This is a genomic window from Streptomyces sp. NPDC101178 (genome assembly GCF_044767965.1).
In the GTDB taxonomy this organism is placed as follows: Bacteria; Actinomycetota; Actinomycetes; order Streptomycetales; family Streptomycetaceae; genus Streptomyces.
The window spans coordinates 965,347-980,375 of record NZ_JBIWOZ010000001.1 but is presented as its reverse complement, the minus strand read 5'-3'; the positions used below and the strand labels follow the sequence as shown (position 1 = coordinate 980,375).

The 15,029-nt window shown below is 72.5% G+C and carries 9 protein-coding genes; 4 read left to right on the top strand and 5 right to left on the bottom strand.

What is annotated here, in order from left to right:
• Positions 1 to 97 precede the first annotated feature (97 nt).
• On the bottom strand, positions 98 to 535 hold the full coding sequence (locus ACIRR8_RS04160; RefSeq protein ID WP_404058648.1) for an Rv3235 family protein: 438 nt from the start codon (positions 533 to 535) through the stop codon (positions 98 to 100).
• A 277-nt stretch (positions 536 to 812) separates the two neighbouring features.
• Here ACIRR8_RS04160 and ACIRR8_RS04155 point away from each other — a divergent pair, with 277 nt between their 5' ends.
• The 3 genes from ACIRR8_RS04155 (at position 813) to ACIRR8_RS04145 (ending at position 7,442) form a co-directional block, all read left to right on the top strand.
• The gene (locus ACIRR8_RS04155) at positions 813 to 1,319 is read left to right on the top strand and encodes a DUF6912 family protein (protein WP_404058646.1); all 507 of its coding nucleotides are present in this window, start codon (positions 813 to 815) and stop codon (positions 1,317 to 1,319) included.
• Positions 1,320 to 1,371: 52 nt separating this feature from the next.
• Positions 1,372 to 2,049, top strand: a complete 678-nt coding sequence (locus ACIRR8_RS04150) for an HAD family hydrolase (protein WP_404058644.1) — start codon at positions 1,372 to 1,374, stop codon at positions 2,047 to 2,049.
• A gap of 410 nt (positions 2,050 to 2,459) precedes the next feature.
• Complete coding sequence (locus ACIRR8_RS04145; RefSeq protein WP_404058642.1) at positions 2,460 to 7,442, top strand: NAD-glutamate dehydrogenase; 4,983 nt, start codon at positions 2,460 to 2,462, stop codon at positions 7,440 to 7,442.
• 156 nt (positions 7,443 to 7,598) lie between these two features.
• Here ACIRR8_RS04145 and ACIRR8_RS04140 read toward each other — a convergent pair whose 3' ends face one another.
• Both ACIRR8_RS04140 and ACIRR8_RS04135 read right to left on the bottom strand, forming a co-directional pair.
• Positions 7,599 to 8,408, bottom strand: coding sequence for an ABC transporter ATP-binding protein (locus ACIRR8_RS04140; RefSeq protein ID WP_404058640.1), 810 nt, complete (start codon positions 8,406 to 8,408; stop codon positions 7,599 to 7,601).
• Entirely contained in the window at positions 8,401 to 9,339 is a 939-nt protein-coding gene (locus tag ACIRR8_RS04135; protein WP_404058638.1) for an ABC transporter permease, read from the bottom strand. The genes ACIRR8_RS04140 and ACIRR8_RS04135 overlap by 8 nt, the downstream gene beginning before the upstream one ends.
• A gap of 209 nt (positions 9,340 to 9,548) precedes the next feature.
• On the opposite strand from ACIRR8_RS04135, the gene ACIRR8_RS04130 reads away from it, so the two are divergent.
• Positions 9,549 to 10,160 carry a TetR/AcrR family transcriptional regulator gene (locus tag ACIRR8_RS04130; protein ID WP_404058636.1) on the top strand — a complete coding sequence of 204 codons (612 nt, stop codon included), beginning with the start codon at positions 9,549 to 9,551 and terminating at the stop codon, positions 10,158 to 10,160.
• 30 nt (positions 10,161 to 10,190) lie between these two features.
• Here ACIRR8_RS04130 and ACIRR8_RS04125 read toward each other — a convergent pair whose 3' ends face one another.
• Positions 10,191 to 11,414, bottom strand: a complete 1,224-nt coding sequence (locus ACIRR8_RS04125; protein WP_404058634.1) for a hypothetical protein — start codon at positions 11,412 to 11,414, stop codon at positions 10,191 to 10,193.
• A 3-nt stretch (positions 11,415 to 11,417) separates the two neighbouring features.
• Complete coding sequence (locus ACIRR8_RS04120; protein WP_404058632.1) at positions 11,418 to 14,999, bottom strand: CDP-glycerol glycerophosphotransferase family protein; 3,582 nt, start codon at positions 14,997 to 14,999, stop codon at positions 11,418 to 11,420.
• Between the last annotated feature and the right edge of the window lie 30 nt (positions 15,000 to 15,029).

Genomic DNA, 15,029 nt, shown 5'->3' with positions numbered 1-15,029 from the left:
GGGGCGGGGGGCGCCGTCTTACCAGGGCCCCCCCGCCGCCCCCCCCGGGCGGGGGCCGCCCCCCGCGGGGGGCCCGCCCCCGGCCGCGTCGTGAGGGTCACCGGCGGGCGGGGGCGAGGCGTTCGCCGCCCAGTTCCACGGCCGCGCAGCGCCAGCGCTGGTCGGGTCCCTGCTCCAGGCGGAAGGCCATGGCCTGGACCCGGTCGCCCGCCGCGATGCTGGCGAACGCCTCGACCACGCCGGTGGCGGGCTGGGCGCCGTGGCAGTGGCGCAGGACCGGGCGGTGGCCCCGGGCGGTCCCGAGCGGCGTCGTGGGGGCCAGTTCGGCGAGCTGGTCGTAGGCGTCGCCGATGGTATGGCCGAGCATCCAGTGCACCGGGCGCTGACCGCTGAGGACCGCGAGCAGCCGTTCGGCGAACCACTGGTGCGGCCGCGGCGGGCGGTGCGGCTGGAGGCGCCGGGACCGCTGTGGAGGTACGGCCTGGGGCCGGCGCTGGTCGCGGCGGCCGGCGGGCCTCGTGCTGTTCGTGCTCATGTTCGTCGCCCCCGTGAACCAGGGCCCGGAAATACCGGGCGGTAACTTGTGCTGGGGATCTTCTACGGGGACGGTCGGCAACACCGCAAGGGGCTCCCGCGCCCGGTCAGGGGCTCGGGACGATTCACCTATCCGGGTTGCGGGCCTTGGGGCACAAGGGCCATCACGGGGGTGACGGAGCGTCGCGGGTGGACGTGGGCCCCCGGTTGCCGAAACCCGAAAGGGGACGGTCCCCACGTATCCTGAAGGCGTCTTCCGACTACGAAAGCGGCCTGCCATGCGCGTGTACGTCCCCCTGACCCTCTCCGGTCTCGCAGCGGCACACGCGTCCGGCGAGGTCGGTCCGGGCCCGCTGACGGCCTACGCGGTCACGCCCGGGCTGCGCGAGTGGTACGTCTCCGACGACATCGAGGAGCTGGAGTACGCGGCGCTCAGCCGGGCCGCCGCCGCCTCGCTCCGCCTGATCGCCGCAGACCCGGACGAGGCCCGGCGCCGCATCGTCGTCGCCGTCGACGTCTCCGAGGGGGCCGCCACCGCCGACCCGGACCACGGGCTGAGCGCCGCCTCGCTCGGTGAGGTGCGGCTCGCCGCCTCACTGCCGCTGGCCAAGGCGGCCGCGGTGCACGTGGACGCCGGCGAGGCCGAGAAGGACGTGGCCGCGGCCGCGGCGGCCTTGGGCGCGGCGGACCTCGGCGACGACGACGCGCAGTTCACGGTGGACGGCGCTGAGGATCACGAGCTGCTCTGGTTCGGCGTCCAGGAGATTCCGCAGCTCATCGGCTGAGCTCATAGGCCGGGGCCTCGGCGTTGTCAGACCCTGCGGGTACGTTTTCTGTATGACACCCGGGAAGACAAGCACGCATCTGGTCTGGGACTGGAACGGCACGCTGCTCGACGACATCCACGCCGTCATCCACGCGACGAACGCCGCGTTCGCCGAGGTGGAGCTGGCGCCGCTCACCCTGGAGCAGTACCGCGAGATGTACTGCGTGCCCATACCCCGCTTCTACGAGCGGCTCCTGGGCCGGCTGCCCACCGAGGCCGAGTGGGAGCGGATGGACGACATCTTCCACCGGTACTACGCGGAGCGCCGGGTCGCCTGCGGGCTCACCGCCGGGGCCGAGGACCTGCTCGCGCGGTGGACGCTGGCCGGGCACAGCCAGTCCCTGCTGAGCATGTACGGGCACGAGCACCTCGTCCCGGTGGTGCGCGGGTACGGCATCGAGTCGCACTTCGTCCGGGTGGACGGGCGGACCGGGCCGTCGGGCGGGAGCAAGGCGCTCCACATGGAGCGGCACTTCGAGGCGCTGGCGCGCGCGGGCGGGATATCCCCGGAGAACTCGGTGGTCATCGGGGACGCGGTGGACGACGCGGTGGCCGCGGCGCATGTGGGGGCGCGGGCGGTGCTGTACACCGGGGGGTCGCACAGCCGGAGCAGTCTGCTGGCGGCGGGGGTGCCGGTGGTGGACAGCCTGGGGGAGGCGGTGGCGTTGGCGGAGACGTTCTCGGCCTGATGGCCTGAAGGACGTCCTCAAGCGCCGGACGGGCCGAAACGGATGTCCTCCAGCGCCCGACGGGCTTGGAGGGGCGATGCACCGCACTGTCCGAAGTGTCAAAGTTCTGTGTCTTCTTTTGTACACATGCGGCTCATGACGGGGTGGGGTACCGGGGCGATAGCCTGGTGCCGTGATCAGCGCGATACGCCTCGGGGGCAGCGAAGCCCCCGACCGCCGCCCGGAGTGCCACCGCACCCGGGCGATCCGCGATCTTCCGACCCCGGACCGGCCGTCAAAAATGGCCCATGTGGTCCCGGGTAACTCTCGAAGCGGCATAGCGTCGACCCAGACCGGAAACCCCGTGTCGTGGCGGTACGTCGTTTTTCTCACCTACGTCACGCAACGGCGCGCGACAGGAGCCAGAGGACATGCAGACCAAGCTGGACGAAGCCAAGGCCGAGCAGCTCGCACGGGCCGCCCAGGTAGCTGACAACAGCCCGGGCGGTGGTGTCGGTGGCCCGGGCGGTACCCCCCGGGTGCGGGTCGCCGCCGCCGGGGCCGACGAGGACGCCCGTCCGGGGCAGGACGCCACGCTCGCCTACCTTCAGCGCTACTACCTGCATACGGCTCCCGAGGACCTCAGCGGCCGGGACCCGGACGACGTCTTCGGCGCCGCCGCCTCGCACTACCGGCTGGCCGAGAACCGGCCCCAGGGCACCGCCAACGTCCGGGTGCACACCCCGACCGTCGAGGAGAACGGCTGGACCTGCAGCCACTCCGTCGTCGAGGTCGTCACCGACGACATGCCCTTCCTGGTGGACTCCGTCACCAACGAGCTGTCCCGGCAGGGGCGCGGCATCCATGTCGTGATCCACCCTCAGGTCACCGTCCGCCGTGATGTCACCGGCAAGCTCATCGAGGTCCTCGCCGGCGGCCCCGGCACCCCGAAGCCCGGCGTGAAGGCCGAACTGCCGCACGACGCGCTCGTCGAGTCCTGGATCCACGTCGAGATCGACCGCGAGACCGACCGCGCCGACCTCCAGCAGATCACCGCCGACCTGCGCCGCGTCCTGTCCGACGTACGGGAGACCGTCGAGGACTGGGGGAAGATGCGCGACGCCGCCCTCCGGATCGCCGACGACCTGCCGGGCGAGCCGCTCGACGATCTGGCCGAAGAGGAGGTCGAGGAGGCCCGCGAGCTGCTGCGCTGGCTGGCCGCCGACCACTTCACCTTCCTCGGCTACCGCGAGTACGAGCTCAAGGACAGCGACGCGCTCGCCGCCGTACCCGGCACCGGCCTCGGTATCCTCCGCTCCGACCCGCAGCACAGCGAGAACGAGGACCACCCGGTCAGCCCGTCCTTCGACCGGCTGCCCGCCGACGCCCGCGCCAAGGCCCGCGAGCACAAGCTCCTCGTCCTGACCAAGGCCAACAGCCGCGCCACCGTGCACCGGCCCAGCTACCTCGACTACGTCGGCGTGAAGAAGTTCGACGCCAAGGGCAACGTCGTCGGCGAGCGCCGCTTCCTCGGCCTCTTCTCCTCCGCCGCCTACACCGAGTCCGTGCGCCGGGTGCCCGTCATCCGCCGCAAGGTCGCCGAAGTGGTGGAGGGTGCCGGATTCTCGTACAACAGCCATGACGGCCGCGACCTGCTCCAGATCCTGGAGACCTACCCGCGCGACGAGCTGTTCCAGACCCCCGTCGACCAGCTCCGCGCCGTCGTCACCTCCGTCCTCTACCTCCAGGAGCGCCGCCGGCTCCGGCTCTACCTGCGCCAGGACGAGTACGGGCGCTACTACTCCGCGATCGTCTACCTCCCGCGCGACCGGTACACCACCGGCGTACGCCTGCGGCTGATCGACATCCTGAAGGAGGAGCTCGGCGGCACCAGCGTCGACTTCACCGCCTGGAACACCGAGTCGATCCTCTCCCGGCTGCACTTCGTCATCCGGGTCCCGCCGGGCACCGAGCTGCCGCACCTCACCGACGCCGACGCCGACCGCATCGAGGCCCGCCTCGTCGAGGCCGCCCGCTCCTGGGCCGACGGCTTCGGAGAGGCGCTCAACGCCGAGCTGGGCGAGGAGCGCGCCGCCGAACTCAGCCGCCAGTACGGCCACTCCTTCCCCGAGGGCTACAAGGCCGACCACTCGCCGCGCGCCGCCGTGGCCGACCTGGTCCACCTGGAGACCCTCAAGGAGGGCGAGAAGGACTTCGCGCTCAGCCTGTACGAGCCGGTCGGCGCGGGCCCCGGCGAACGCCGCTTCAAGATCTACCGGACCGGCGAGCAGGTCTCCCTCTCCGCCGTCCTCCCGGCCCTCCAGCAGCTCGGTGTCGAGGTCGTCGACGAGCGTCCGTACGAGCTGCGCTGCGCGGACCGCACGCACGCCTGGATCTACGACTTCGGTCTGCGGATGCCGCAGGCCGACGGGCACACCGGCTACCTCGCCGACGACGCCCGCGCCCGCTTCCAGGAGGCGTTCGCCGCCGTCTGGAAGGGCCAGGCGGAGAACGACGGCTTCAACGCGCTGGTGCTGGGCGCCGGGCTGAACTGGCGCCAGGCCATGGTGCTGCGCACTTACGCGAAGTACCTGCGGCAGGCCGGTTCGACGTTCAGCCAGGACTACATGGAGTCCACGCTCCGCAACAACGTCCACACCACCCGGCTGCTCGTCTCGCTCTTCGAGGCCCGGATGTCGCCCGGCCGCCAGAGCGCGGGTCTGGAGCTGACCGACGGGCTCCTGGAGGAGCTGGACGGAGCGCTCGACCAGGTCGCCTCGCTCGACGAGGACCGGATCCTGCGGTCCTTCCTCACCGTCATCAAGGCGACCCTGCGCACCAACTTCTTCCAGAACGCGGACGACGGCACCCCGCACAGCTACGTCTCGATGAAGTTCGACCCGCAGGCCATCCCGGACCTGCCCGCGCCCCGCCCGGCGTACGAGATCTGGGTCTACTCACCGCGTGTGGAGGGCGTCCACCTGCGCTTCGGCAAGGTCGCCCGCGGCGGGCTGCGCTGGTCGGACCGGCGGGAGGACTTCCGTACGGAGGTGCTCGGCCTGGTCAAGGCGCAGATGGTGAAGAACACCGTCATCGTCCCCGTCGGCGCCAAGGGCGGCTTCGTCGCCAAGCAGCTCCCGGACCCGTCCCTGGACCGCGACGCCTGGTTCGCCGAAGGCATCGCCGCCTACCGCACCTTCATCTCGGCGCTCCTGGACATCACCGACAACATGGTGGCCGGCGAGGTCGTGCCGCCCGCCGACGTCGTCCGCCACGACGAGGACGACACCTACCTCGTCGTCGCCGCCGACAAGGGCACCGCGAGCTTCTCCGACATCGCCAACGAGGTCGCCGTCGCGTACGGCTTCTGGCTCGGCGACGCCTTCGCCTCCGGCGGTTCGGCCGGCTACGACCACAAGGGCATGGGCATCACCGCGCGCGGCGCCTGGGAGTCCGTCAAGCGGCACTTCCGCGAGCTGGGCCACGACACCCAGACCGAGGACTTCACCGTCGTCGGCGTCGGGGACATGTCCGGTGACGTGTTCGGCAACGGGATGCTGCTCTCCGAGCACATCCGCCTGGTCGCCGCCTTCGACCACCGGCACATCTTCATCGACCCGGCCCCGGACGCGGCCACCTCGTACGCCGAGCGCCGCCGCCTCTTCGACCTGCCGCGCAGCTCCTGGGCCGACTACGACACCGGGCTGCTCTCCGCGGGCGGCGGCATCCACCCGCGCAGCGCCAAGTCGATCCCGCTGAACAACCACATCCGTGAGGCGCTCGGCATCGACGCGTCGGTGAGCAAGATGACGCCCGCCGACCTGATGCAGACCATCCTCAAGGCCCCCGTCGACCTGGTGTGGAACGGCGGCATCGGCACGTACATCAAGGCCGTCTCCGAGTCGAACGCCGACGTCGGCGACAAGGCCAACGACGCGATCCGCGTCAACGGCGAGGACCTGCGGGCCAAGGTCGTCGGCGAGGGCGGCAACCTCGGCGCCACCCAGCTCGGCCGCATCGAGTTCGCCCGCAACGGCGGCCGGATCAACACCGACGCGATCGACAACAGCGCCGGGGTGGACACCTCCGACCACGAGGTGAACATCAAGATCCTGCTCAACGGGCTCGTCCGGGACGGCGACATGACCGTCAAGCAGCGCAACAAGCTGCTCGCGGACATGACCGACGAGGTCGGCGCGCTCGTCCTGCGCAACAACTACGCACAGAACGTCGCCCTCTCCAACGCCTCCGCCCAGGCCCCCTCCCTGCTCCACGCCCAGCAGCGCTTCATGCGGCGCCTGGAGCGGGACGGTGCGCTGGACCGGGCGCTGGAGTTCCTCCCCGCCGACCGGCAGATTCGTGAGCTGCTCAGCAACGAGACGGGGCTCAGCCAGCCCGAGCTGGCGGTGCTGATCGCCTACACCAAGATCACGACGGCGGATGAGCTGATCTCGACTGTCCTGCCCGATGACCCGCACCTCCAGAAGCTGGTGCACGCCTACTTCCCGAGCCAGCTGCGCGAGCGGTTCCCGGAGGCGGTCGACGGGCACGCGCTGCGGCGCGAGATCATCACGACGGTGCTGGTCAACGACACGGTGAACACCGCAGGGTCGACCTTCCTGCACCGGCTGCGGGAGGAGACCGGGGCGTCGATCGAGGAGATCGTGCGGGCCCAGTTCACGGCCCGCGAGATCTTCGGGCTCTCCTCGGTGTGGGACGCGGTCGAGGCGCTCGACAACCAGGTCGCCGCCGATGTCCAGACCCGGATCCGGCTGCACTCGCGGCGGCTGGTGGAGCGCGGTTCGCGCTGGCTGCTGGGCAACCGGCCGCAGCCCGTCGCCATCGCGGAGACCATCGCGATGTTCCGGGACGGCGTCGAGCAGGTCTGGAACGAGCTGCCCAAGCTGGTGCGCGGTGCCGACCTGGACTGGTACCACTCGATCCTGGACGAGCTGACCGCCGCGGGTGTCCCGAGCGAGCTGGCGGGCCGGGTCGCCGGGTTCTCCTCCGCCTTCCCGGCGCTGGACATCGTCGCCATCGCGGACCGGACGGGCAAGGACCCGCTGGAGGTCGCCGAGGTCTACTACGACCTGGCGGACCGGCTGCGGATCACCCAGCTGATGGACCGGATCATCGAGCTGCCGCGGGCCGACCGCTGGCAGTCCATGGCCCGCGCCTCCATCCGCGAGGACCTGTACGCGGCGCACGCGGCGCTCACGTCGGACGTGCTGAGCGTGGGGAACGGGGCGTCCACGCCGGAGGAGCGGTTCCGGGCGTGGGAGGAGAAGAACGCGGCGATTCTTGCCCGGTCGCGGGCGACGCTGGAGGAGATCCAGGGGTCGGACGCGTTCGATCTGGCGAATCTGTCGGTGGCCATGCGGACGATGCGGACGTTGTTGCGTACGCACGCCTAGGCCGTACGTCTGTGGGGGCCGGTGCCGTTGGCGGCGCCGGCCCCCTCGACGTGGGGTGCCGTCCTCAAGCGCCGGACGGGCTGAAAGACGTCCTCAAGCGCCGGACGGGCTGGGTGCGGCTGGACGGGCTCGGTGTGGCTTGGCGGGGTGAATGAGCTACTTGCGCTTCGTGAACCTTGCGTATTCCGCCACTACTTCCTCCGCCGGGCCGTCCATCCTCAGCGTGCCCGCCTCCAGCCACAGCGCCCGGTCGCACGTCTCCGTGATGGACTTGTTGCTGTGGCTGACCAGGAAGACCGTGCCCGCCTCCGCGCGCAGCTCCTGGATGCGGGCCTTGCTACGGCGCTGGAACTTCGCGTCGCCCGTGGAGAGAGCCTCGTCGATCAGGAGGACGTCGTGGCTTTTTGCGGCCGCGATGGAGAAGCGGAGCCGGGCGCCCATGCCGGAGGAGTACGTGCGCATCGGCAGCGTGATGAAGTCGCCCTTCTCGTTGATGCCGGAGAAGTCGACGATGTCGTCGTAGCGTTCGCGGATCTGCTCGCGCGTCATGCCCATCGCCAGCCCGCCGAGCACCACGTTGCGCTCGCCGGTCAGGTCGCTCATCAGTGCCGCGTTCACCCCGAGCAGCGACGGCTGGCCCTGCGTGTGGATCTTGCCGTGGGCCGGCGGGAGCAGGCCCGTGATGGCCTTGAGCAGGGTTGATTTGCCGGAGCCGTTGGAGCCGATCAGGCCGATCGCCTCGCCCTTGTACGCGGCGAAGCTGACCCCCTTCACGGCGTGCACCTGGCGTGCGCCGGGGGTGCGGCGGCGCGAGGTGATCCGGCTGAGCGCCGAGGTCGCGCTCCCCTTGCCCGTACGAGCGCCGTTGACGGTGTACGTGATGTGGACGTCGTCCACGACGACGGTCGGTACCCGGAGGTCGGCCGTCGGTACTCGGTGGTCGGAGGAATCGGTGATGTCAGCCACGTCCGTACGTCTCCTCGGCCTTCCAGAAGTACACGAATCCCGCCGCGCCGCACAGCAGCGCCCAGCCGGCCGCGGCCGCCCACACGTGCGGCGGCAGCTGCGCCGCGCTGTAGCTGTCGATGAGCGCGTACCGCATGAGGTTGATGTAGATCGCCGCCGGGTTGTACTCCAGTACCACCATCACCGCGTGCGGCACCCGCTCGCCCTGGAGCAGGTGGTCCAGGCTCCACATCACGCCGGACGAGTACATCCAGGTCCGCAGCACGAACGGCATCAGCTGCGCGATGTCCGGGGTCTTCGCCGTCAGCCGGGCCACGGCCATCGACACGCCGGTGTTGAACACCGCCTGGAGCGCGAGCGCCGGGACCGCCAGCAGCCAGGACGGGCGCGGGAACTGGCCGAACACCAGCAGGATCAGAGTCAGCGCGCCCAGCGAGAACAGCAGTTGCTGCAACTGCTGGAGCGCCAGCGCCACCGGCAGTGAGGCGCGCGGGAAGTGCAGGGCCCGCACCAGCCCGATGTTGCCGCTGATCGCCCGCGTCCCCGCGGTGATCGAGCTGCTGGTGAAGGTCCAGATGAAGACCCCGGTCACCAGGAACGGAACGAAGTCCTCCACCCCTCGCTTGGTGTCCAGCAGGACGCCGAAGATGAAGTAGTAGACCGCCGCGTTCAGCAGCGGCGTCGCGATCTGCCAGATCTGGCCGAGCTTCGCCTGGCTGTACTGGGCCGTCAGCTTGGCCGTCGCGAACGCGGAGATGAAGTGCCGCCGGCCCCAGAGCTGCCGGACGTACGCGGGCAGCGAGGGCCGGGCGCCGCTGACCTTCAGGCCGTGCCGGGCGGCGAGGGCGGCCAGCTCACCGGGTGCGTAGGCGGGGACGGCCGGGACCGGGGAGCTCACCGGAGGTGGCGGGGCTGCTGTCTGGCTCACCACGAACGATCACTTTCGACGGAAGGCGGAAGGCGGAAGGCGGACGACGGACGGGGTGGGAGGTTCAGGGGCGGAGGGACGGAAGGGCGGGAACGGTACGGTCCCGTAGGGACGCCCTCGTTGGGACGGGACCGTACCGTCGTAACGACGAGAGTAGGACGCTTGTACGTCGCAACGCAACCGTTCCGTCGTTGCCGACTATCATTCGGGCCATGACCACCGAACGGGGAACCCGCCGCCGCGCCCCCGCAGGCGCCGCCGTCCTGCGCGAGGACGTCACCGACGCCATCCGCGCGGCCGTCTTCGAGGAGCTGGCCGCGGTGGGGTTCGCCCGGATGTCCATCGAGGGCATCGCGCGGCGCGCCGGGGTCGGCAAGACCGCCGTCTACCGCCGCTGGAAGTCCAAGCTCGCGCTCGTCCTCGACCTGGTCGCGGCCGTCGCCGCGCAGGGCATGCCCGCACCGGCCACCGGTTCGCTGTACGGGGATGTGCGCGCGGTCCTCGAACTCGCCGCCTACGCCCTGCGCCACCCGGTCGCCTCGCAGGTCATCCCTGACCTGCTGGTGGAGTCGGCCCGCAATCCGGAGATCTCAGAGGCGATCAAGGGCGCCCTTCTCGACCAGCAGCAGGGCGTGGCGGCCGTGGTGGTGCGGGAGGCGGTGGCGCGGGGCGAGCTGCCGGAGGGGAGCGATCCGGACCGGGCGCTCGACCTCATCGTGGGGCCGCTGTACTGGCGGCTCGTCGTGGTCCGCAGCGAGCTGCCCGACGGGTACCTCGACGACCTGGCCGCCTCGGCGGTCGCGGCGCTGCGCCACGGCGGCTGAGGCGTGCCCCGTAACCGCTGACCCGCAACCTCACCGCTCCGGTACGCGCGCCAGCACCTCGCCCGTACGCGGGCTGTACGCCAGCACCGACGCGTCCGCCGGCAGCTTCTGGAACCGGGTCAGCAGCACCCACCGCACCCCGTACCGCGCGCTGATCCGGTCCCGTTCCTCCTGGCCGGTCGCCGCGTCCAGGTAGGCGGTGACCGCCCGGCTCCGCGCGCGCCGCTCCGCCGCCGGAAGTCCCGCGTCCGGCACCGCCTCGGCCAGGATGAACGCCCCGTGCCCGGCCAGCGCGTACATCGCCGGGACGCTGTCCGTCAGCACCACCTCGCCGGGCGGCACGTGCGCGGTGGCCCAGGTGTACGGCTCGCCGGTCGTCGGCTTCCCGCCGGACTCCGGGCCGCTCGTGGTCCCGGCGGACAAGGGGGGCTGCGCGGCGGTGAGCCCGTTGTAGTACGGCCACACCGCCGCCACGGCCACCGCGCACAGCCCGGCCAGCGCCCACCGCCGCAGCGTCGGCCGGATCCGGGTCCGCTGCTTCACCGCGACCAGCGCGACCACGCCCAGCGCCGCACCCAGCGCCGTCGGCGGATGGACCAGCAGGACGAGCCCGAGCAGGACGCCGATCCCGGCCGCCTCCGCCCACCGCGGCGCCCTCCCCGGCGGCCGCCCGGAGCTCGCGCGCGGGAGCCGGGTGACCGCGTGGCCGGTCCACGCCCACAGATGCAGGGTGACCGCGACGGCGAACGTGCTCGGCGCGCTCCACCGGCCGGGATCCGCCCAGTGGATCAGCGCGAGCGGGACCAGTGCGAGGACCGGCACCCAGCGGTTCGGGGTCAGCAGCCGGGCCAGCCGGCCGATCCCGGTCAGCAGCAGCGCCAGGTTCACGGCGGCCGACAGCGCCAGCACCGGCTGTCCGGAGAGCCCGCTGGCCCGTGCGGTCAGGCCCTGGAGCACGGCATACGGCGAGTAGTGCGCGCTGGCCACGGCGGGCAGGTCCGTCATCGGGAACGCCGGATGCAGCAGGCTGGTCCGCAGCCGCTCGACGACGGCCGCGTTGAGCCCGGCCTCGCAGCACATCGGCACGTTCCAGGCGGCCGCCGACAGCACCGCCCACAGCAGCCCGCCGAGCAGGACGTACGGCGAGGGCAGCCACCGGGGCGCTACGACGTGCTCGTCGTCCGCGGCCCGGGTGGGAGGAGGGGCGGAGGTAGGGGTGTCGGACGGGGCGGGTGTGGGAGAGGAGAGGGACACACCTCATGGGTTCCGTGCGCGGGACCGTCCCTCCCGCCCGCCACTCTTCCGGGGGACGTACGCAGAGCGCTGTGCGGGGTCCGCCAGCAGCCGGTCCGCCACCCGGCCCGCCGCCCCGCCGTCGTCCAGGTCGCAGTAGTCGCGGCGGAAGCTCTCGTACGCGTCGGCGTGCCGGGCCGCCACCGCCGCGAAGCCGCGCAGCGCCTGCGCCACCTCCTCCGTTGTGACCAGCAGCGGGCCGGGCGCCCGGGTCTCGAAGTCCAGGCAGAAGCCGCGCACGGTGTCGCGGTAGTGCTCCAGGTCGTAGGTGTGGAAGAGCATCGGGCGGCCCGTCAGCGCGAAGTCGAACATCAGCCCCGCGTAGTCCGTGACCAGGACGTCCGCGATCAGGAGCAGCCCGGCCGCGCCCGGATGGCGCGAGACGTCGAGCACGCCGGGCCCGTCCTGGAGCCCGCCGGTGACCCGGGGGTGCCGGCGGACCAGCACGGTGTGGCCGGGGCCCAGCGAGCGGGCCAGCGCGTGCGGGTCGAGCGCCGGATCCCAGCGGTACGGGCCGGGGGCCGTGCGGTCGGGCGCGTCGCGGGTCGCGGACGGAGCGTGGGCCAGGTGGTCGCGGTAGGTGGGCGCGTACAGCACGACGCGGTGGTCCTCCGGTACGCCGAGCGTGCGCCGGAGCTCTTCTGCGGTCTTGTCCCGGTCGGGGGCGCACAGCACGTCGTTGGCCGGCGACCCGGCTTCCAGGACCTCACCCGCGTACGCCAGTGAGCTGCGCAGCAACGGGGTGCCGAAGCGGCTCGGCGAGACCAGTACCGACCATTGGGCCGACCGGTGCGCCAAGGTGGCGAGATGCTGGTGGTCGGCGTAGAGGGTCTCCGCCAGGCCGGTGCCGAAGCGGCCGAGCGGGGTGCCGTGCCAGGTCTGGACGACGGTCTGGCCGGGCCGCCGCTCGAACCACACCGGCAGCTGCTCGTCCGTGACGATCCGCCGGGAGCGGGCCAGCGCCTCGTACCAGGCGGCGCTGTGCACCGGGACGGCCCGCGCGCCGGGCGGCACATGGGTCGAGCGGCCGGGAGCGATACCGGTGACCCACAGGTGCTCGACCCCCGTACCCCGGCGCACGAGCTCGGCGTGCACGGCGCGCGGCGAGTCGCCGCCGGCGTAGAGGACGGTGTCCAGGAGCGGGAGGCGCGGGAGGTGCGCGGTGGTGCGCCGCGCGGGGTGGTGCGCGTCGCGCAGGAGCCGTCTGCTGTACGCGCTCCGCTCGGCGACCGGGAGCGCCCCTCCCGCCACCACGGTCAGCCGGTCGCCGTTCCGCCGCTCCAGAGCGAGGGCGGAGTCACCGCGGGGGAGGTGTCCGGCGAGGGAGGTGAGGACGCGGACGCGGTGGCCGTCCAGGTGGAGGGTCCAGCGGCCTTCGGGAAGCGGCGGGGCGATCCGCGCGGAGAACCGGCCGGCCGCACGGTCCACGGTGAGGTCGGTGACCGGGACGGCCTCGTGCAGGGTCTCGTGCCGGAGGACGAGCCGGGCGCCCGCACCGGACGCGGGGCCTGAGCCCAAGGCCGTGGAGGCTTGCGGCGCGTACGTCCCCGATGCCGTGGAGGCCTTCGGCGCGTACGTCCCCGAGACCCGCAGCGCCCCGTCCCCCACCCGCTCCACCTCATCCGCCACCGGCAGCACGTCCAGCTCCACCACCAGCTCTCCCGCCGCGTCCGCGCGCGCCGGCGGCGGCAGGTCCGGGGCGGCGGGCAGCGGGGTGCGGGTCCCGTCGGCCAGCAGCAGGCAGGCCCGCCAGCGCGCGCCGGCAGCCTCGACCTCGCGCGGAGCCCGGTGCGGGGCGGGCGGCACGGCGGCGAGGTCGTCGAGCGGGACGGACACCGTGAACCTGCCGTCGTCCCCGTACTCCACCGGGCACGAGCGCTCCTCGGCCCCCTCACGCGTCAGCAGCACGGCTGCGGGCCGCGCGGTCCCGCCGAAGAGCCGCCCCGTCAACTCCAGCCGCTCCCCGCCGTCACCGACCTCGCGATTGCCACCGTGCGCCTCCACCAGCGCCGGAAGCCGCGACACGGTCAGCCGCAGCCGCCCGCCCCGGTGGTCCAGCACCGCCCGCCGCCCGTCGCCGAGGTCGTGCACCAGCGGCTGGTCCGCGCCCGCGTCCGCCGCGCGCACCGCGACCCGCCGTACGGTCCCGTGCGCCGCTACGACCAGCCCGACCAGCCAGCCGCCGCCCTCCGCACCCGTCGCGGGCAGCCGGTCCGGATCGAGGACCATCTCGAAGCCCGCGTGGTCGTAACCGTGCAGCTCCTGACCGGAGTTCACCGTCGCCTCTGGCGCACTCGCCGGCCGCACCGGCACGATCCGCACCCGCCGACCCCGCTCCGCCCGGACCATCCCCACCGTCAGCTGCCGCCGCGACGAGTCGGCGGGCAGGTTGCGCAGATAGGCGTACCCGCGCAGCCGGAGCTTTCCGTCCTCCTCCCACCGCGCCTCCACGAGCCGTGCGACCGCCGGTACGTCGGTGCGTGCGAGCCGGGCGCTCGCGCCGGGCACGCCGGGGTGGAATGCCCGCCGCCGCCCCGGAAGCCCCTCCACCGCGAACGTCCCGACCCCGTTGGCCCGTTCGAAGGCCAGGACCGCCAGCAGCGCGTCCATCCGCCGCTCCCGCACCAGACGCCACTTGATGCGCAGCTCCACCGGCAGCGCCTCCAGCACCCCGGTCCCGGCCCGGTCCACGAACGCCCCGGCCCCCTCCAGGAACGCCGACCGGTACGCCTCGCCGCCCATCGGCAGCCCGTCCAGGAAGTACCCGAAGTCGTCGCGCAGACAGGACGCGTCGTACGCCCGCCGCTCCTGCGCGCCGCCGTGCTCGCCGAGGAACGCGCTGACCTGCTCGCACGCGTCGATCCGGTCCCGTACGCCGGTGACATCCGTACGCCGCCGGGTGATCGAACCCTCCCGCACCCGCCAGTAGTAGACGTGCTCGCGCAGGACGTCGACGGTCCCGGCGAGGTGGTGCGCCGGGATCATCACCGGCGTGTCCTCGTACAGCTTCCCTTCGGGGAACGCGAAGGCGTGCCGTTCCCAGAACGAACGCCGGAACACCTTGTTCCACGCCACCCGGTCGGCCAGCAGGCGCGGATCCCGGGTGATGTGGGTGCGGGCGCGGGTGGCGGTCAGCCAGCGGTACTGCCACGCCTGCTGCCGCCCCTGACCGGTCAGCCGCCAAACGTTGCCGGTCACCAGATCGGAGCCGGTCGACTCCAGCGAGGCCACCATCCGCTCGTACGCGTCGTGGACGACGACATCGTCGCTGTCCGCGAACGCCAGGTACGGCACGGACGGATCGGTGTGCCGGACCCCGGTGTTGCGGGCCGCGCTCAGGCCGGCGTTCGGCTGCCGGACCAGCCGGAAGCGGCCGTCCCGGGCGGCGAAGTCCTCGGCGATCGCCGCACTGCCGTCCGTCGAGCCGTCGTCGACCATCACCACCTCGATCGCGCCGAGGCTCTGTTCGGCCACCGAGCGCAGGCAGTCCTCCAGATAGTCCTCGACGTTGTGGACCGGGACGACGACGCTGAGGAGTGGCTTCATGCTCTGGTCAACAGAGGGCGGCCCCCGGGG

What these genes read in the sequence shown, in the direction of transcription:
- ACIRR8_RS04120 (WP_404058632.1), bottom strand. Translation starts at nt 14,999, where the DNA reads ATGAAGCCACTCCTCAGCGTCGTCGTCCCGGTCCACAACGTCGAGGAC.
- ACIRR8_RS04155 (WP_404058646.1), top strand. Translation starts at nt 813, where the DNA reads ATGCGCGTGTACGTCCCCCTGACCCTCTCCGGTCTCGCAGCGGCACAC.
- ACIRR8_RS04130 (WP_404058636.1), top strand. Translation starts at nt 9,549, where the DNA reads ATGACCACCGAACGGGGAACCCGCCGCCGCGCCCCCGCAGGCGCCGCC.
- ACIRR8_RS04145 (WP_404058642.1), top strand. Translation starts at nt 2,460, where the DNA reads ATGCAGACCAAGCTGGACGAAGCCAAGGCCGAGCAGCTCGCACGGGCC.
- ACIRR8_RS04150 (WP_404058644.1), top strand. Translation starts at nt 1,372, where the DNA reads ATGACACCCGGGAAGACAAGCACGCATCTGGTCTGGGACTGGAACGGC.
- ACIRR8_RS04160 (WP_404058648.1), bottom strand. Translation starts at nt 535, where the DNA reads ATGAGCACGAACAGCACGAGGCCCGCCGGCCGCCGCGACCAGCGCCGG.